Below are 17,779 nucleotides of genomic sequence, written 5' to 3'. Positions count from 1 at the left end.
TCATTCCCAACAAACGATCAGGACACTCCGCTGCGGACCTCGGCGGCTTGCTTCATTGCATCCCACACCACATCTCTGGTTCCATTCCAGGCCTCGTCCGTGGGCAGCTGTACCCGGAAGTGTGCTCCGGGTGCTCGCGGCTCGATCTGCAATTCACCGTGCAGTTGTGCGACGAGACCTTCGACAATCCTCATTCCCAGTCCGCTGCCGGCGTGCAGATCGAAATCGCGAGGCAGGCCGCGGCCATCGTCGTCGACCAGCAACATCAGCTCGCGCTTGGTGCCATTGACGGTGATCTGCACCGATCCGGTGCGGCCATCCGGGTACGCATGTTTCAACGCGTTGGTCATCAATTCCGTGGTCATCAGCAACAAAGCCACGGCACGGTCGGTGGCCATGGCGAGCCGCTGCGGACACGAGATCTTCACGGCAATATGATCTTCCACGCCCAATGCCGCAATGGCCTGGCGTGCGATCTCCGCGAGCGGGCCGCTCAGCTCCAGAGGCTCGCCGCCCGCGCCTTGCTGCAGACGGCGGTGAATGCAGGCCACGGCCTGAATCCTGGACTGCGCTTGTTGCAGCGAGGCGCGCACCGCCTCGTTGTCGCTGCAGCGAGCCTGCAGGGCCAGCGCCGCGGCAATGACTGACAGATGGTTCTTGACGCGGTGGCTGGCTTCGGCCAGCAACAGTTGTTTGGCATCGACCTGCTGTTGCAGCGAACACTCGGCTTGCTTGAGCGCCGTCACATCGCGGCATACACAAAACATCTGGGTAGGCGCGCCATGCGCGTCGAACACCGGATTGGCTGCGATGTCCCACCATCTGGGCAGCCCGTTGGCCATGCGCCGGCAGGCGAGGAAGCGGCATTGATGCCCGCAGCGCGCCTCCTCGATGCTGTAATCCGCCAGATCGCGATGCTCGGGCGACCACAACTGCGGCCAGGACACCGGCTGCTGCGGCGGACGCCCGTCCAGGCCCATTAGGCAGGCACCCGGCAGATTCATATAAATGACCCAACCCTGCAGGTCGACCAGCGCGATGCAGTCATGACTGTTCTCGAAGGCCTGTTCGAGCACGCCCGCATCGGGTGACGGCAGAGTATCGGTCGTGAGGTGACCTTCTTCGTCCGCCGCCGCATAGCAAGTAAAAGAGACACCTGGGCTCACCAGCTGCTGCGATTGCATGGTCATCCGTACCTCCACAGGCAAGCATCGGCAAGGGCATCGACATCGGGGGAGTGCTCGATTTAAGCCTGTCGGCGCGGTGCTGCATCTTGGCCCAAGGGCTAATTGCATGCCTCGCGTGCGCTGGCAACCGCAAACTGCATCGACCTGCGGTCGTTGAATCAGATATCTTCGCACCGTTGTCTCTTCGTGCTGTTGTTCCGGGCCGTGTTGCCTGGCCCGGATGCAAGCATCGTTATCGAACCTTTTTTGCTGAAATGTCTCAGCAGCGGCGCGAGTGCGTGTCGCTGGCAGATCAACGGCAGATGGGAGCCGCGGGCGTGCATGACCGGACGGACGAAACTGTTTGGCGCCACACGTCGATGACGAATCAATCGGCTCCTGTCGGGATCCGTGGGAGCGGGGCACATCGTATTGCCGGCCCGCTGGTCACCTCGCTGGCGTATCTGGTGGCGGCCGAGCTGGGCGAGGCGCTGGCCTTTCCTTCGGCGCCGGTCTCGGCGCTCTGGGCACCGAATGCGATTCTGTTCGCCGCGCTGTTGCTGGCGCCGCCGCAGCGCTGGTGGATCTATCTGGCGGCGGTGCTCCCGGTGCATGTGCTGGCGCAGGCGTCCGGAACCCCCTGGGTACAGATCGGGCTGCAGTACATTTTCAACTGCGCCGAGGCCTTGATCGGTGCGGCGGCATTGCTGCGACTGCAGGGGGGGTGGCGCTCGCCAGGGCAGCTGAAACAACTGGGACAGCTGGGCGCGATGACCAACCTGGTGCTGATCGGTGGCATCGTGGCGCCATTGCTCACCAGCGTTGCGATGGCAATGGCCTTCGTGCCCCTGGGGCTGACCGACAATTTCTGGTTGACCGTGGTGGCCCGCTCCAGCACCAATACGTTCGCGACCATCACGCTGGTGCCGTTGATTCTTCATTTCGCCACGCGGTCCGACGGCTGGCGTGCCCCCGAGCCGCGCACGGTGATCGAGGCCTCCTTCATCGGCATCTGCCTCGCGGCGGTCTGTGTGTATGTCTTCGTCTGGCCGGGCTCGGGCGAGGAGCGCGTCTCGGCGCTGCTGTACGCACCGATGCCGTTGCTCATCTGGGCCACGGTGCGTTACGAGATAGCTGGCGTCTGCGCTTCGGTGCTGCTCATCGGCGCCTTTGCGACCTGGGGCGTGCTGCAGGATGTCGGGCCGTTCGTGCAGCACGCGCCGGTGCGCAATGCACTCACCACCGTGTTGTTTCTAAACGTGATCTGCATTCCGCTGCTGATGCTGGCGGCCCTCCTTCAAGAGCGCAAGGCAACGTTTGCGGAGGCGGCGCGCAGGGATCAGCAGTTGGCGCATCTGTCGCGGGTTGCAACGCTGGGGGAGCTGTCCGGCGCGCTGGCGCACGAGATCCGGCAACCGCTGGCGTCGATGCTCGCCAATGCAGAGGCCGCCGCGGCCCTGCTTTCGAACGACACGGCCGATGTGCGCGAGATCGAGCCGATCATCGGCGACATCATCGCGGACAATCACCGCTTGACGCAGGTCATCAAGCGCATGCAATCCATGCTTCGCTACAGTCAGGCCGAGCGCAAGCCCGAACAGTTGAACGAGCTGGTGAACGAAACACTCGCGTTGTCTCGTACCGACCTGGCGCGGCGGCAGGTCATGGTGATCCGGAATCTGGCCAGCGACCTGCCGCCGGTGCCGGTCGACAAGGTGCAGATCCAGCAGGTGATCCTCAATCTGATCGTCAACGCGTGCGATGCCATGGCCAACGTGCCGCCCGAGCAGCGCCGTCTGTGGATAGGCACATCGCTGCACTCGCAAACCACGGTCGAGCTGACGGTGCGCGATTCCGGCCCGGGAATCGATGAAGTCATGCTGCAGCGGATCTTTCAGCCCTTCGTCAGCACCAAGTCGAGCGGGCTGGGCCTGGGCCTGTCCATCTCGCACAAGATCGTTGCCGCCCATCAGGGCCTGCTATGGGCGGAGCGGGGCCCCAACACCGGAGCGGTCTTTCATTTGCTGCTGCCGTTGGACAGGCAGCAGCGGGCTGCCCGCGGGCGAGCTTGACTCAAGAGGGCGAAGGACCCGCGACGAACCACTTCATGTGCGGCTCGAGCAAACGCAGCGCCAGCAGCACCGCGATCGACATTGCGATGCTGAAGATCAGCTGTGCCCATGCCACCGCCATGCCGGGGTTGCCGGCGAGTTTGAGCATCAGCTGCGAGAACGGCTCGAGGAACGGCACGAACAGCGCCACGCCGAAGACGTTGAAGCCGAGATTGGCCAGGGCGACGCGCTTGGCGTCGGGCCGCATTGTCGACGTCGCCAGCAACGGCAGCACCGCTGCTCCAATGTTGGCGCCTACGGCGATGGGAATCGCTGCCGTTGCTGCGAGCAGACCCTGTTGCACGAGCAGGATGCTCAGTCCGGTCGTGATGCTCCCGGATTGCACGGCGGCCGCCACCAGCATGCCCGCCAGCACTTTGGTCAAGGGTGCGCTCGCCTGACCCAGCAAGCGGCCGAATAGCTCGTGATCCGCCAGCGGCTCGAGCGCAAGTCCCAGCACCTCCAGACTGAACAGCACGAACCCGAAATAGAACGCGGCTCGTCCAGCGAGCTTGAACCGGGAAGGAATGGCTCCGAGCACCGCACCGAGTACGATGAAGAACGGCCCGATGTCGGTGAGGTTCGCCGAAACCAGAAACCCCGTCGAGGTGGTGCCGATGTTCGCGCCGAGCACTACCCCGAGGCTGGCGCGAAAAGACATCGTGCCAGCCTCAACGAACGCTGCCGCAAGCGCGGTGACCGCACCGCTGGACTGTATGATCGTGACGGCGGCGGCGCCCGTGAGCAATCCAAGCCAGCGTTTGCTGGTCAGCCGGGCCAGCCACTTTCTCAATGCCGCGCCGCTGGCGGCCTGAATCTGCTGGCCAAACGCCTCCAACCCGTACCAGAACAGTACGACGGCGGAGACGATCGAGAGCACTACGCTGAATTCCGTCACGCGCTGCAGTGTCTTTCGAGAACTGTCATGCGTATGCCCGGCTTTAGCGCGGCACCTTCAATGGCGAGTTTCCCGGGATGTTGGCGTGAAGTGCATGGCCAGATCGAGCATCAGACGCGCGCCGAATCCCGAACAGCCGGCACGCTGCCACAGCGCATCCGTCTCGTTCCACGCGGTACCGCAAATATCGATATGCGCCCAGGGCACATCGCCGACAAACTCCGACAGGTACAACGCCGCGACGATTGCATCGGGCTTGCCGACGGGGCCGCAGTTACGCAGGTCCGCCACATCGGACTCGATGATCTTGCGATAGGGCCTGTGCAGAGGCAGATGCCACACGGGCTCGCCAGTGGCTTTGGCCGCTGCCTCGATCTGATCAAGCAGGGCGCGCTCGTTGGCGAACACGCCGGCAATCTCCGATCCGAGTGCTCGTGCACAAGATCCCGTGAGCGTGGCGATGTCGACGATGGCGTCGTGTTTCTCCTCCGCGGCGAGCTCCAGCGCGTCGCACATCACCAGGCGCCCTTCCGCATCGGTGTCGAACACTTCGACCGTCTTGCCGCCATGGGTGGTAAAAACATCGCCAAGCGCGGTGGCGGTGCCTGAGGGCATGTTGTCGGTGCACATGAGATAGCCGGTCACGGCTGTCGGGCATCCGAGCGCGCGCAGCTCGGCTATCGTCGCCAACACCGCCGCGGCGCCGCTCATGTCGTTCTTCATGCGCGCATGCACCGGATCGCTGGGCTTGAGGCTGATGCCGCCGGAGTCGTACATGATGCCCTTGCCGACCAGCGCCAGCTTCACGGTGGACGGTCGTTCCGGTGGTCTCTCTGGCCGATAGAAGAGCTTGATCATGCAGGGAGGTTCCACGCTGCCGGCATTGACGGCGAGTAATCCGCCGCAGCGAATCTGCTGCAGTTCCGGCTGGCCGAATATCTGCACGTCAAAGCCGTTCTGCTCGCCGAGCTTGGTAGCAAGCTCGGCGAACCGCGTTGCGCTGAGATGGCTGTGCGGCGTGTTCGCTAGATCGCGCGCCAGGATGGTGGCTCTGGCATGCGCTTGACCGAGTGCCGCTCCGGCACGCGCGGCGGCCTGCTGTTCGTTGCTCGTGACGAGGACGATCTCATCTACGGGACTTGCCTTGCGTTCACGACGCAAGCCGAAGTATTCGTAACGTGCCAGCAGGATGCCTTCGACAACGGCTTGTGCTGCTGCATCGACCGGCACGTTAGCCAGCCCCTCCAGGTGGAAGGCGAGCCGGCCGTGCGTGGGCACGAGCAGGGCAAAAGCGGCCGCGCTGTCGCGAATGCGGGAGGTATCCAGATCGGCCTCGGCACCCATGCCTGCTGCAACCATAATGGGTCCGCTGGCGCGAGGGATGGCGAGCGTGGATGCCGGTTCGCCCTTGAATCCCGCCATCGTCAACTGCTCTCTTGCGAAACCCAGCAGGTTCGGCGGCTTTCCCGTTTCAAACACGGCCACTGCGATCGCCGTAGCGTTCGGGGTGGGCGCGCTGGAGACCGACACGATCGGTGTTGCGGCCGGTTTCAGGAAAGGTGGCGGCCCGGTGCTCGCGAGGGTGTTGGTGGTGGCCACGGTCTGAACTCCTCTTCTCATGCTGGGCACGGCAGTGCTACCGCGGAAGCGGGCACACTTCAGCTGGACCTTGGACCAATACGCGCGTGCTTGGACCAAGGTCCCATCGTCGTAGGACGACTCGAGTGCCAACGTTCCACGCTCATGCTTCCTTGCGACGCATTCTCTCGGATACGTCGTGAAACTCGGACGGCACGTGCCGCCCTGGTTGATCTGTGGAGCACCAAGCGCATGAGCGTCGAGCATCGGACGGGCACGTCGGAGCTGAATGTTCCGGACACGAAGGACAAGGCGAGCGCGGCGGAACAGCCGCAGCGCACGTTTCCGCACACGCTCACCATCCTGCTGATCGTTACCGTGCTGGTCTGGGTGGCGGCCTTGTTCATTCCTGCGGGCGAGTATCAGCTCGATGAGGACGGACGGCCGATTGCAGGCAGCTACACACAGGTCGAGTCTCCGCTTACTTTTCCCGAACGCGTGTCGGATCTGCTGCTGGCGCCGATCAACGGACTCTATGGCGTCCAGGATGCGGAGACCGGCCATATCGGACCGTTCAACAACGGCGACTTGTTCGGGGCCGCGCAGGTATTCGTTTTCATCCTGACGATCGGTGGATTCATGACAGTCGTGTTCGCCACCGGCGCGCTCGATCTTGGCATCGCGCATCTCGCGCATCGCTTCCGGGCACGAGGCACGGCGCTCATCGTGACATTGAGCGTGCTGTTCGCGCTGCTCGGCTCGGTGATGTCGTGGAGCGATGAAACGCTTGGAATGTATCCGCTGCTGATCCCGTTGATGCTGGCGCTCGGATACGATCGAATGGTCGCTCTGGCAGTGATCTTCGTCGCACCCTCCGCCGGCATCATTGGTTCCACTGTCAACCCGTTCAAGATCGGCATCGGCTCGGATGCCGCAGCGATCTCGTTGGGCGACGGCATTGGATTGCGCCTCGTACTGCTGGTGCTCGCGACCGCCGCGGCGATCCTGTACACGGTGCGTTACGCGAACCGGGTCAAGGCGGATCCCTCGACATCGCTGGTCGGTATCACCGAGGCCGACGCCGAGCTTGCCAGGCAAGGCGCCCGCGACGATCTCGAGCCCTTGTCGCTGCGGCACAAGCTGGTCATCGGCATCGTTGCGTTCACGTTTCTGTTGCTGACGTTCTCCATCGTGCCGTGGGGCTCCATCCTGCACAACACGCTGGTGGACCCGAAAACGCACGAGACCATCACCGAAGCTTTTCCATGGGAGTTGGGCTGGTGGCTGCCGGAGTTGTCGGTGATGTTCTGTGTTATGGCCATCGTCGTTGCGGTGGTAGCGCGCCTCGGCGAGCCCGCGGCCGCGCGTGCGTTCGTCAAGGGACTCGTCGATTTCACCGGTCCCGCCATTCTCGTTGCAGTCGCGCGCGGCGTCGCCGTCATACTGAACAACACGCAGAGCATCGATACCGTGCTGTATTCGATGGAGCGCGTCGTGGAGGGAACCTCCAACGTGATATTCGTGACGGGACTGTCGCTCGTGACGGTTCCGCTATCGTTTCTGGTTGGTCACGCCTCCGCCGCCAACGCGCTGATCATGCCCATATTCGCGCCGCTCGGCGACTTCGCCGGCATCGATCGCTCGTTGATCGTCACCGTGTACAACGCCATCGGCGCGTGGTTCGGCAACGTCCTGCCGACCAACGCCATCCTGATGGCAGGATTGGGCCTGGCGTCGGTCGGCTTCAACAAATACGTCAAGTTCATGCTGCCGCTGCTGGGAATCTGGCTGGTGATCATGCTGATAGTGTTCGTGATCGCTGCGATCTGATGCGTACCCACCCGCGCACGAGTCGACGACGATGAACAGCACCGAAGATATCGGCCTGTCGCTCGTCGCGCTGTCTCTCGTGTTTGCCTGCGCGGCCATGATTCGGCGCCGCTCGCAGTTGCTGCGCAAGCTGTTCATGCCGACCGCCGTGATCGGCGGATTTCTGGTGCTGGGGCTGGGTCCCGAAGGGCTCGGGCGTCTGACCGGCGGGGCCGGCTTGTTTCCGGAGCATGTATTCGCGATCTGGAAGCAACTGCCCGGCTTGCTGATCAATGTAATGTGCGCGGCACTGCTACTCGGTGAGCGGCTGCCGCCATTGAAAAGCATCTGGAACATCTCCGGGCCGCACGTGATGATGGCCGGCATCATGTCCGCCGGCCAGTTTGCCGTCGCCGGCGTTCTAGTCCTGTTCCTGCTCGAGCCGGTGTTCGGATTCAATGCCAAGGCCGGCGCGCTCATCGAGATGGCGTTCGCAGGCGGGCACGGCACGCTCGCCGGCCTGACGCCGGTGCTGGTCGAGTACGGCGCCGAGGATCTGCTCGATGTCGGACTGGGCCTGGCCACCATCGGTATGGTGACCGGCATCATCGTCGGCACGATGCTGGTCAACTACGGCATCAAGTCACCTTCGATTCCCATCGCGCGGCAGAATCCGACCTCGCCCGAGGAAGATCTGGACATCGACCATCATTTGCCGGGCCCGGACGATGAGCCGATGGACGAATGGCACGGCATGACCCAGGTGACGGCCGCGGCGGTATTCATAGGAGTGTCGATCGCAGTCGGCATCGCCATGCTCGGGCTGTTTCGCTGGGTGTTCAATCTGGCCGGCTCGCAGTTCTTCGACAAGTTCCCGCTGTTTCCTTTCACCATCCTGGGCGGCGTGCTGGTGCAATTGTTCGCGACGCGTTTCTCGTTTCAATGGGCAGTCAATCGGCGGGCGGTGGAAGGGCTCGGCGGTATCGCGATCGATGGCATTGTCATTTGCGCCATCGGCACGCTGTCGCTCGGCGCGCTCGGGGCGAATCTCGGTCCGCTGATCCTCCTGGCGATCGCATCCGTGGCCTGGAGCATCTTTCTCGCGCTGGTCATCGGCAGGCACATCTTCCCGCGACATTGGTTCGAGCATTCCATGGCCGAGTTCGGCGAATCGCAGGGCAATGTCGCTACCGGTTTCGTCATGCTGGACATGGTGGACCCCGCGCGCAACACGGATGTCGCCCGAGCTTATAGCTATCGCCAGCTCATCACCCGGCCGATCGTCGGTGGCGGCTTCCTGACCGCGCTGGCGGTGCCGCTGATCGATCTGTGGGGACTGGCGATGTTCACGATCATTGCTGTGACGATCACCGTCGGCCTGGTCCTCTGGGGTATGCGCCGGGTCGCGGTCGGTGGGCGGGCGAAAGTGACGAAGCTGAGAGCGTCTTAGCGGACGTTCGCTGACAGTCGCGCAAACCCCTTATCTGGACACCCACCGTCCCTTATCTCCCCTTATCTGGACACCCACCTCTTATCTGGACACCCACCCGGATGGCCCTTGTCTGGACACCCACCGGGGAAGTTCAGACCAGCCTCCTTGTCTGGACACCCACCGCGGAAGTTCAGACCAGCGTCCTTATTTGGACACCCACCCGGCGTCGCCTAAACCCCTTATCTGGACACCCACCGGGGAAGTTCAGACCAGTGTTTGGATACCGTTTTCATTCGAATTTCTCGTCAATTCCCCTGCTAATACCAATCTTTAGTGCCAGCTTCGGTGGCATGCTGGATTCATGGCCTATCCGCGCAAGTCACTCATCAGCCTTGAGGACACGCCGTACTACCACGTCGTTGCACGCTGTGTCCGTCGTGCTTGGCTGTGGGGATACGACGCGTACTCAGGCAAAGACTATTCGCATCGCAAGGCCTGGGTGCTGCATCGTCTGCGATGTCTTGCCAATGTCTTTGCGATCGATCTGTGCGCCTACGCCATCATGAGCAATCACTATCATCTGGTGCTGCGGGTGGATCGGCAACGAATGGCGAGTTGGAGTCATGCCGATGTCGTGGCTCGGTGGACACAGGTTTTCAGCGCGCCACCTTTGATCCAGCGCTGGCAGGACGGCACTGCAACTACCGCCGAACGTATCATCGCAGAAGAACTGATAGAGAGTTGGCGCCTGAGGCTAATCGATATCAGCTGGTATATGCGTTGTTTGAATGAGTACCTGGCGCGGCGTGCCAATGCCGAGGATCAGTGCAGTGGCCGGTTCTGGGAAGGACGATTCAAGTCTCAGGCGCTGCTCGATGAGGCGGGCCTGCTCATGGCCATGGCCTATGTCGACCTTAATCCAGTGCGAGCAGGTATTGCGGCGGCGCCTGAAGAGTCCGAGTTCACCTCGATTTATGCACGCCTGCAAGAAGTGCGACGTGAGTTGCTGTCGCAAGCACCGATGCGACGACCATCGATATGTGACAGGAGATCGCGGAGAGCGCCGCCGTTGCTTGCATTCAGCGAATCGAGCGATCACCGCGGCATTCCAATGAAGTTTCTGGACTACGTGCAGTTGCTCGATTGGAGTGGGCGACAGCGCCGAGCAGGCAAGCGTGGGGTGGTCAAGCAGGACCTGCCTTCAGTACTCGCTCGGTTGCAGATTGATCCGGATGCTTGGTTGCAGATGATGCAACCGGGCGGGAATCGCTTTGGGCGCGCCATCGGACGATGGCAGCGGCTACTATCTCACGCCAGCAACTTGGGCCAGTCCTGGATTCGAGGGGTGCAGGCGGCACGTAGGCTGAAACATGCATAACGTCGCATACGTCGAACGTCCCATCGCGGCACTTCGCTAGCGAGCATCGGATTCGGATGAGGGCAGTGGATCGGGTTCGCGTCCGAGGCGGCAGTATGGAGAGTGATGGCTGTCCAGGAGGGATGGCCCGCCTGCCAGACAAGAAAACCAAATAGTCCTTTCGCGGGCGAGATCTACTCAGCCTAGGCGGGTCTGTCGAGAATGCGTGCATCCTCTCGAAGACTTCGGCAAGTGTTCCCGTCCATGGGTGTCACGTTGCGGCGTTTGGGTGTCAACGTTCCGTCAGGTGGGTGTCCACGTTCCGGCGTCGGTCCATGGGTGTCAACGTTCCGTCACGGCTGGGCGTCCAGGTTGCGTCAGCAACCGATGGGTGTCCAGCAACTGTGATGGGTGTCCAGCAACTGGCAACCGATGGGTGTCCAGCAACTGCAATGGGTGTCCAGCAACTGGTGGGTGTCCAGCAACTGATGGGTGTCCAGCAACTGTGGTCGCAACTGTGGCAGCAACTGGCAACTGTGAGCTGCGTCGGGTTCTGAGCAGCCGATTCGCCGCCAGCGCCTTTTCCCCTGAAGTTTTTGCCGGTGAGCGTCGCTAAGGCTCTGGTAGTCCGTATCGCGCAACGAGTCGCTCCGCGGACTCGATCGCCGCCTCCGGTCTGGAGGCATGAACGACAACAGATCGGGAGATTTTGAATGATCCGCCTCGCGCGAAAGCTTCTCATGGTTTCAGGTACGTTGATCCTCTGCGTGGGGTTTGCCGCCTGCGGCGGCGGTTCCTCCGGCGCGGGGACGCCTCCTCCGACGAGTTCCTCGCCGCCTTCGGATCCGCTGCCGCCGACCGATGATCCCTCCACCGTGCAGGGCATTGCGACGCCGAGCAGCGTCTCGGTCGTGACCGCCACCAACGCCGATTGATCCGCCGAGGAGATAGGTTGATGTACCAGCACACGCTACGACTTTCCATCCTGGCCCTCGCGGTTCATGCCACGCTGGCCGCGGCCGATCCGGCAGCCGACTCGAGCTATTTCACCGACGTGCAGCGCAGCTACGTCGAGGATGCAACCTCCGACGGCGTCGCCCAGGTCAATTTCATCACCTGCCTCATGAGCTCGATGCGGCCGGACGCGCTGGTGAACCAGGGCGACTACGTGGCGCTCGTCGATGCGACCAAATGCGATACTCGAGCGCAGGCCGAAGGAAGAGGCAACGACTTCTACACCGCCCGCGTAAACTCCACGCGTGCCTCGAACGACGAGCCGATGATCGCGAAAATCTGGCTCGACGACGAGCAGGATGGCGAGAAGGCCACGATCTTCGTGCATCTGTCCGCCACCGAGGCGCCGAGCGCAGCGAACCCATACGGCCAGTTTCGACTCGACTACTGCGGGCTCGCCGAGGGCGCTACCGAATGCATCATGAATGGCTATCTCGAAGCAGACGACACCGGACTGCGCTATTTCGAAGTCGAAGCGCCGGAAGATGACGGCGACGAGCCGCGCACCAAGGCCGTTCAATTGAACTCGGTCGGCACGACCAGCGGCAGCGGCCGGATGCTGGCCGATGACGAAGCCTCGCCCTTCGACTTCGCCTACGACTCGACCTTGTTTCGCCGCAAGAGAGGCAGCGACGACCAGTGCTTTACGCGCGATGCCAGCGACCCGGAGACTGGCATGTCCGTGTGGCGCTATGGGCTCTACGACAGTGACACCGGTGCGAGAGTCACGCGGAACTCGGGCTTCCCGATCGAGTACACGAGCGCCGGCGTGACCCACCACGGCTATCTCGGATATTACGGCCTGTCGCTTCCCGCGTCCGCGCTAGCCACGCTGAGCAGCGGCGACACCGTGCAAAAGGTCGATTACGAGAGTGACGACGAGCCGACCAAGACGGATTACACCGTGGTCAGAGCGGAAGGAAAACTGAAGAAGCTGACGCGCAAGGTTCGCAGCCTGCGCGAGATCGACAAGGTGAAGTTCGATACGTATGTGGGCCACGACGGGGCGACCTTGTTTGCGGGCGCAACCGCGTACACCAACTATGAGCTCTACTGGAATGAGGCCACGGGTGCGTTTCGGGCCACCGCTTTCATGGCTTGTGATGCGAGCGGCTGCACCAAGCAATCCCTGCCGACCGAGCAGGAGGTCGACGTCGCCTACTGGCAAGCGTACAACGGCGTGTTTGGCTACTCGAATTCCCTGGGCGGGGAGCTCTTCATCGCGTTGAACGGCGCGGCCAGCGTGGCGGACTCCGCGTCGGTCGACGTTGTCTATCGTGTGGAAGACCTGGTGTATCCATCGCAGATGCCGGAAACGCTTTATTGTCTCCGCGACTGCCCGACGAGCGCGTCGCTGTCCAGTTATTTCACGGAGGCCTCGCTGGACGAATCGCCGTTCGTCACCGGCACTTATAACAACTTCTCGCCAGTCAGCCACGGCAGTCAAGTCACGTATCACGCCAACCCAGCGGCAGCCGTGCTAGAGGACGCAGCCGACCAGCCGGTCACCTTCGCCGATGCCGAGGCAATGCAGAGCAGCCAGTACAGCCACGGCGTGCGCACCGGTGTGCTGTTCACGGATCTCGCCGCTGCCGAATGCAGCGAAGGTTCGGGCACGTACTGCGAAACCAAGGCCGGCGAACAGGAGGTTTACTATCGTTGGGAGACCGGCGCCGGCAGCTATAACCAGTTCGCGGCCGTCAAGGATTCCAACGATACCTTCGTGGAGTTCGATGCGCCGCTGCAGGTCAACTACAGCGTGCCTGATGAGGAGGCCTACGGAGAGTACGCCGGTCAACAACTCGTACTGCAGTATGGTGGCTTCGGCGATCTGTGGGGCATCCCCGGGCACTGTGTGTCGCGGGCGACCAATGCAGTGGTGTCATGCGAGGGCGAGGATTCGCGCTACGTCGCCAGCTTCACGATCCCGTTCAACGCGACCCAGGGCCAGGTCGTCTCGGGCGCGGACACCTATCTCGTCAAGTGGCTGGAGCGAGAGATTCGTTTCGCGCCCAAGGCATTGAGTGTGTGCGAGAGCGCCGGCCTGGAATTGCCGGAAAACGTGTCGTTGCCGACCAGCGCCGGCTTGCAGAACCCCAGCGATCCTGCGTCGGCAGCCTATATCGGTCCGAAGCCGACTATCAGTGCCGCGCCGCGCGTGGTTGATGGAGAAGTGAAGTACTGAGGCCGATCGCCGGCTCGCAGCCCCGCTCGAGGATTCGAGCGGGGCTTCCGGCACTCCGTGTTTCCTGCAGTAAGGTCAGTCGGCATGAGCTGCTGCAGGTGTCTGCCGTGAGCGATCAGATGCTCATGCACACCGATTTCGTTTCCAGATAGTTGTTCAACACCTCACTCCCCATCTCGCGGCCCCAGCCGGATTGCTTGTAGCCGCCGAACGGCATGGAGGCGTCGAAGATGTTGTAGCAGTTCACCCAGACCGTGCCGGCGCGAAGCTGGTTGGCCATTCGGTGCGCGCGGCCCATGTCGCGAGTCCAGATGCCGGCGGCGAGGCCGTAGATCGTGTCGTTGGCGCGACGAATCAACTCGTCGTCGACTTCCTTGAAGGGCGAGACGGTGACCACCGGGCCGAAGATTTCTTCACGGTACACCTTCATGTCATCGCGCGTGTCGACGATCACCGTGGGCTGCACGAAGTAACCGCTGCCGGGAGCCTTGTCCTTCTGTGCGGCGCCGACGAGGCGGGCGCCTTCCTCGCGAGCCGACAGGAGATAACTCGACACCCGATCGAACTGTGTCTGCGAGACCAGCGGTCCCAACTGCGTATTCAGATTCAAGCCGGGGCCAACCCGCAGCGATTGGGCAAATTGGGTCACGCCCTCGGCAACCTTGTCATAGACCTTATCTTGCACGAACAGGCGCGAGCCGGCGCAGCAGCACTGCCCCTGATTGAAGAAGATCGCGCTGGCGGCGCCGTTGATGGCGATGTCCAGGTCGGCGTCGTCGAGCACGATGTTGGGCGACTTGCCGCCCAGCTCGAGCGTGACTTTTTTCAGATCGTTGGCCGCGGCTTTGACGATGAGCTTGCCCACTTCGGTGGAACCCGTGAACGCCACCTTGTCGACATCAGGATGAGCCGCCAGTGGCGCGCCACACGTTTCGCCGAAGCCTGTGAGCACATTGAGTACACCGGGCGGCAGGCCGGCTTCCAGGCAGAGCTCGGCGAGGCGTAGGGCGGACAGCGGTGTTTCCTCCGCTGGCTTGAGCACGACCGTGCAGCCCGTGGCCAACACTGGCGCGAGTTTCCAGGCCGCCATCAGTAGCGGAAAGTTCCAGGGAATGATCTGCGCGACCACGCCGATCGGCTCGCGACGGGTAAACGCGTGATACTGCGCATCGGGCGTGTAGGGTACGGACAGCGAGAGCGTGTGACCTTCCAGTTTGGTTGCCCAGCCGGCCATATAGCGGAACATATCTGCCGCAAGCGGCACGTCGGCGGCGCGCGCGACGGCGATGGGCTTGCCATTGTCCAGCGATTCCAGCTGGGCGAACTCTTCCAAGTGCCGCTCGATGAGATCGCCGATCTTCCACAGGATCTTGCCGCGCTGGGCTCCGTTCATTTTCGTCCAGGGGCCCTTGCTGAAGGCCTTACGGGCGGCCGCGACCGCGAGGTCAACGTCCTGTTTGTCGCACGAGGCCGCGTGTCCGATCACGTCCTCACTGGCCGGATCGTAGATCTCGAAGGTCTTGCCCGAGCGGGCGGGTTGCCATTGCTCGTCGATCAGGGCCTGATGTGGCCGTCCGACGAATGCCTTGACGCCTGCGCCCAACGTTACCATTTCACTTACGGTACTCATGAGTCCTCCGGTGGCCGGCGAGCGCCGGCCGCTGCGTGCTGTAGTTGTGTCGTCAGTCTCCTGATGTCCTCGCCATCCGGGAAGCAAGTGACGGGCCAGTGCTGTGCCAGCCCATTGCCCGGTCTGCATGCATAGAGTGACAAAGCTGGATGTCGTTGTCTCGATGCAATCGGCGCGCGCATACGTCGGAAAAATGCAGGCGACGGAGTCGAGTGTCACGAGCTCGTGACACAGTGGCGTGACACTTTTGCAACCTGCGTTATAGTGGCTCGCAAACCGAGTCGAACCCTCCTGGAGAATCGCGCGAATGAGAACAACAGTGCCGATGTTGCTGACGGTCCTGGTCCTGGGCGCCACTGCGCCGGCAGGGGCCGAGTCGATCCAGGTGGGGCAGCCGCTCGGCGCCACCAACGAGGCGGGAAAGTTCACGCCGCTGTCGCCGAACGTGAAGGTGTACGGCAGCTTTCGCTTCACCGAGAGCTGCACCTTCGACAAGGAGCGCAATCTCATCGTGGTGATGAACCAGGGCGTGAAACAGGAGCTGCAGCCCAACGACGGCTATGTTTCGCTGATTCATCCCGATGGCAGCGTGCATACCTCGAAGTGGATTGGCGCCAGCCGCGATGGGCTCACGCTCAACGATCCGTTCGGTAGCGCGATCAGCAACGGCGTGCTGTACACCGTCGATTCCGGGTTGCTGCGCTCTTTCGATCTCAAGAGCGGTCAGCCGTTGAAGTCGGTCGAGGTGACGGGCGCGACGTTCCTGAACGGCGTTGCCGTTACGGCCGATGGCACTGCCTATATTTCCAACACCCGGAAGGAGTATCGCGTGTTTCGGGTCACCAAGGACGGCAAGGTCTCGGTGTTCCTGGAAGGCGCACCGTTGAATATGCCGAACGGCGTGGCCATTGACGGTGATGGCAACATCGTGGTCGTGAACGTCGGCGACGATGCCGTCCTAACTTTCAGTCCCGAGGGCAAGCTGCTCAAGACCGAGCACACCGTGGAAGGCGGGAACGACGGCCTGATCATTACCGAAGACGGCACGAAGTACGTCAGCAGCGTGCGCTTCGGCAGCGTGTCGAGAATTCGCCCCGGCGAGCCCGCGCAGATCATTGCATCGGGAATCCCGAGTGCCGCTTCGATGTGTTACGACTCCATCCAGCGGCAGCTCTTCATCCCCATGAACCCGAACGACGCGGTTGCGATCGTTCCGCTCGAATAGGAGCTCAGCGCTGTGCATGTGTCACGCGCTCCTCACGCCACAGCCAGCGCAGGATATCGGGTAATAAGGCACCGCCGTGTGCATCCGAATGACCGCCATCGCCCCAGACATGAGTTACTTCGTAGCGCGGACCAGTGGATCCCTGCCGATCGGCCTCGGCGTTGGCCCAGTTGAATGACGCCAGCATCTGTTGATTGGCGAGAAACCAGTTGCCGTGTTCGTTGTCGAGATCGTTCGAGCCATCCTGCAGGAAGATTCGTAGCGGACGGATCGGGCTCTTACGGATCAGTCCCGGGTAGAGATCGCCGCCCGGCACCAACGGCTTTCCATCCTGTGCCGGGCGATAACCGATCGACACATAGCTGCCGATCATGCTGATCACTTTGCGAAATACGTCCGGCCGGTGCCAGGCCACTGTAAAAGCACAAATGGCGCCACTGCTCGTGCCGCCGATCGCGCGCTGCCGCGGATCGTCCGTCAAGTTGTACCGGCTGGCGACACCTGGCAGCATTTCTTCGACGATGAACTTCGCGTATTGAGCATCCAGCGCATCGTATTCCTCGGCGCGGTGATCCGGATTGCTCATGCCAAGCGTATCCGGATAGGTCTCGGCGAGGTGGCCCGGCGTGATGAAGATGCCGATAGTGACGGGAATGTCGCGCCGGTGAATCAAGTTGTCGAGCACCGTCGGCACTCGCAGCGAGCCTTGTGGATTGGTGGCGCGTTGACCGTCCTGAAACACCAGCACGCTGGCCGGCTTGGCCTCGTCGTACTGTGCCGGCACGTAGATCCAGTAGCGACGGACCGTGCCGGCGAAAATGCGACTGTGAAACTCCAAAGGTCCCAGCAAGCTGCCCTGGGGGACGCCAGGCTGGACCAGCGAGTCGGGCTGCAGAGGATAGTCCGGCTTTCGCTCTGTCTCTGCGGCCACGCATGTCGTGACAGCAAGAGTCATCGTCAGCACATATCCACACAGCGCAGCGACAGTCACTGCGATCGTTTGCTTCACTGCATTGCTGGTCATAAGGGCGTCCTTGGGTTGCCGAGTCTGCGGCCGATTGCGATATATCGCATGAATCCGCTGAGGAGCCAAGTTAGCGAATAGTCGGCAACGTGTGGCGCGGCCAACCGGCCGACACCCGGCAGGATTCCGGCACTTGGTGGCATTGGGCGTTGGCAGACGTGGGTGGAGTACCGCCGGTAGCCGGAGGGGCGCCGCGAATTCATCCCGCGAATTCATCCCGCGAATTCATCCATGGATGGTACGAGTCGCCGCGAGAGCTGTCGAAATGTGAGCGAGCTACGAGTCCCCTCGCGTTGGAGGCCGAATTCCCGGGAAAAAGCGCGTCCCGGCAATGCGAGTACCGGTCCGCC

12 protein-coding genes are annotated in these 17,779 nt (G+C 62.4%); 7 read left to right on the top strand and 5 right to left on the bottom strand.

Features of this window, described 5'->3' with window-relative positions:
• Window positions 1-17: 17 nt before the first annotated feature.
• The gene (locus VGE08_RS00845; RefSeq protein WP_331065950.1) at window positions 18-1,190 is read right to left on the bottom strand and encodes a sensor histidine kinase; all 1,173 of its coding nucleotides are present in this window, start codon (window positions 1,188-1,190) and stop codon (window positions 18-20) included.
• Window positions 1,191-1,546: 356 nt separating this feature from the next.
• Between VGE08_RS00845 and VGE08_RS00840 the strand changes: the two genes are divergently transcribed.
• On the top strand, window positions 1,547-3,238 hold the full coding sequence (locus VGE08_RS00840; protein ID WP_331065949.1) for an ATP-binding protein: 1,692 nt from the start codon (window positions 1,547-1,549) through the stop codon (window positions 3,236-3,238).
• A 1-nt stretch (window position 3,239) separates the two neighbouring features.
• Here the strand turns inward: VGE08_RS00840 and VGE08_RS00835 are convergent, their stop codons facing one another.
• The gene (locus VGE08_RS00835; protein ID WP_331065948.1) at window positions 3,240-4,175 is read right to left on the bottom strand and encodes a Na/Pi symporter; all 936 of its coding nucleotides are present in this window, start codon (window positions 4,173-4,175) and stop codon (window positions 3,240-3,242) included.
• 57 nt (window positions 4,176-4,232) lie between these two features.
• Window positions 4,233-5,774: a leucyl aminopeptidase family protein gene (locus tag VGE08_RS00830; RefSeq protein ID WP_331065947.1), complete on the bottom strand. Its 1,542-nt coding sequence runs from the start codon at window positions 5,772-5,774 to the stop codon at window positions 4,233-4,235.
• Window positions 5,775-6,005: 231 nt separating this feature from the next.
• Between VGE08_RS00830 and VGE08_RS00825 the strand changes: the two genes are divergently transcribed.
• The 5 genes from VGE08_RS00825 (at window position 6,006) to VGE08_RS00805 (ending at window position 13,550) form a co-directional block, all read left to right on the top strand.
• On the top strand, window positions 6,006-7,583 hold the full coding sequence (locus tag VGE08_RS00825) for a hypothetical protein (RefSeq protein WP_331065946.1): 1,578 nt from the start codon (window positions 6,006-6,008) through the stop codon (window positions 7,581-7,583).
• A gap of 31 nt (window positions 7,584-7,614) precedes the next feature.
• Window positions 7,615-9,012, top strand: a complete 1,398-nt coding sequence (locus VGE08_RS00820) for a sodium/glutamate symporter (protein WP_331065945.1) — start codon at window positions 7,615-7,617, stop codon at window positions 9,010-9,012.
• A 343-nt stretch (window positions 9,013-9,355) separates the two neighbouring features.
• The gene (locus VGE08_RS00815) at window positions 9,356-10,372 is read left to right on the top strand and encodes a hypothetical protein (protein ID WP_331065944.1); all 1,017 of its coding nucleotides are present in this window, start codon (window positions 9,356-9,358) and stop codon (window positions 10,370-10,372) included.
• A 692-nt stretch (window positions 10,373-11,064) separates the two neighbouring features.
• The gene (locus VGE08_RS00810; RefSeq protein WP_331065943.1) at window positions 11,065-11,286 is read left to right on the top strand and encodes a hypothetical protein; all 222 of its coding nucleotides are present in this window, start codon (window positions 11,065-11,067) and stop codon (window positions 11,284-11,286) included.
• A gap of 20 nt (window positions 11,287-11,306) precedes the next feature.
• Entirely contained in the window at window positions 11,307-13,550 is a 2,244-nt protein-coding gene (locus VGE08_RS00805; protein ID WP_331065942.1) for a hypothetical protein, read from the top strand.
• Between the two features lie 115 nt (window positions 13,551-13,665).
• Here VGE08_RS00805 and VGE08_RS00800 read toward each other — a convergent pair whose 3' ends face one another.
• Window positions 13,666-15,180 (bottom strand): aldehyde dehydrogenase family protein, encoded by a 1,515-nt coding sequence (locus VGE08_RS00800; RefSeq protein WP_331065941.1) that lies wholly within the window; start codon window positions 15,178-15,180, stop codon window positions 13,666-13,668.
• Between the two features lie 307 nt (window positions 15,181-15,487).
• Between VGE08_RS00800 and VGE08_RS00795 the strand changes: the two genes are divergently transcribed.
• Window positions 15,488-16,405: an SMP-30/gluconolactonase/LRE family protein gene (locus VGE08_RS00795; protein WP_331065940.1), complete on the top strand. Its 918-nt coding sequence runs from the start codon at window positions 15,488-15,490 to the stop codon at window positions 16,403-16,405.
• A gap of 4 nt (window positions 16,406-16,409) precedes the next feature.
• On the opposite strand, the gene VGE08_RS00790 is transcribed toward VGE08_RS00795, so the two are convergent.
• Window positions 16,410-17,429: an alpha/beta hydrolase gene (locus VGE08_RS00790; RefSeq protein ID WP_331065939.1), complete on the bottom strand. Its 1,020-nt coding sequence runs from the start codon at window positions 17,427-17,429 to the stop codon at window positions 16,410-16,412.
• Window positions 17,430-17,779: the final 350 nt, after the last annotated feature.

The organism is Steroidobacter sp., from assembly GCF_036406195.1.
Classification (GTDB): domain Bacteria; phylum Pseudomonadota; class Gammaproteobacteria; order Steroidobacterales; family Steroidobacteraceae; genus Steroidobacter.
This window is presented reverse-complemented; position numbering and strand designations above follow the sequence as displayed.

What these genes read in the sequence shown, in the direction of transcription:
- VGE08_RS00845 (WP_331065950.1), bottom strand. Translation starts at nt 1,190, where the DNA reads ATGACCATGCAATCGCAGCAGCTGGTGAGCCCAGGTGTCTCTTTTACT.
- VGE08_RS00840 (WP_331065949.1), top strand. Translation starts at nt 1,547, where the DNA reads ATGACGAATCAATCGGCTCCTGTCGGGATCCGTGGGAGCGGGGCACAT.
- VGE08_RS00825 (WP_331065946.1), top strand. Translation starts at nt 6,006, where the DNA reads ATGAGCGTCGAGCATCGGACGGGCACGTCGGAGCTGAATGTTCCGGAC.
- VGE08_RS00820 (WP_331065945.1), top strand. Translation starts at nt 7,615, where the DNA reads ATGAACAGCACCGAAGATATCGGCCTGTCGCTCGTCGCGCTGTCTCTC.
- VGE08_RS00815 (WP_331065944.1), top strand. Translation starts at nt 9,356, where the DNA reads ATGGCCTATCCGCGCAAGTCACTCATCAGCCTTGAGGACACGCCGTAC.
- VGE08_RS00810 (WP_331065943.1), top strand. Translation starts at nt 11,065, where the DNA reads ATGATCCGCCTCGCGCGAAAGCTTCTCATGGTTTCAGGTACGTTGATC.
- VGE08_RS00805 (WP_331065942.1), top strand. Translation starts at nt 11,307, where the DNA reads ATGTACCAGCACACGCTACGACTTTCCATCCTGGCCCTCGCGGTTCAT.
- VGE08_RS00800 (WP_331065941.1), bottom strand. Translation starts at nt 15,180, where the DNA reads ATGAGTACCGTAAGTGAAATGGTAACGTTGGGCGCAGGCGTCAAGGCA.
- VGE08_RS00795 (WP_331065940.1), top strand. Translation starts at nt 15,488, where the DNA reads ATGAGAACAACAGTGCCGATGTTGCTGACGGTCCTGGTCCTGGGCGCC.
- VGE08_RS00790 (WP_331065939.1), bottom strand. Translation starts at nt 17,429, where the DNA reads ATGACCAGCAATGCAGTGAAGCAAACGATCGCAGTGACTGTCGCTGCG.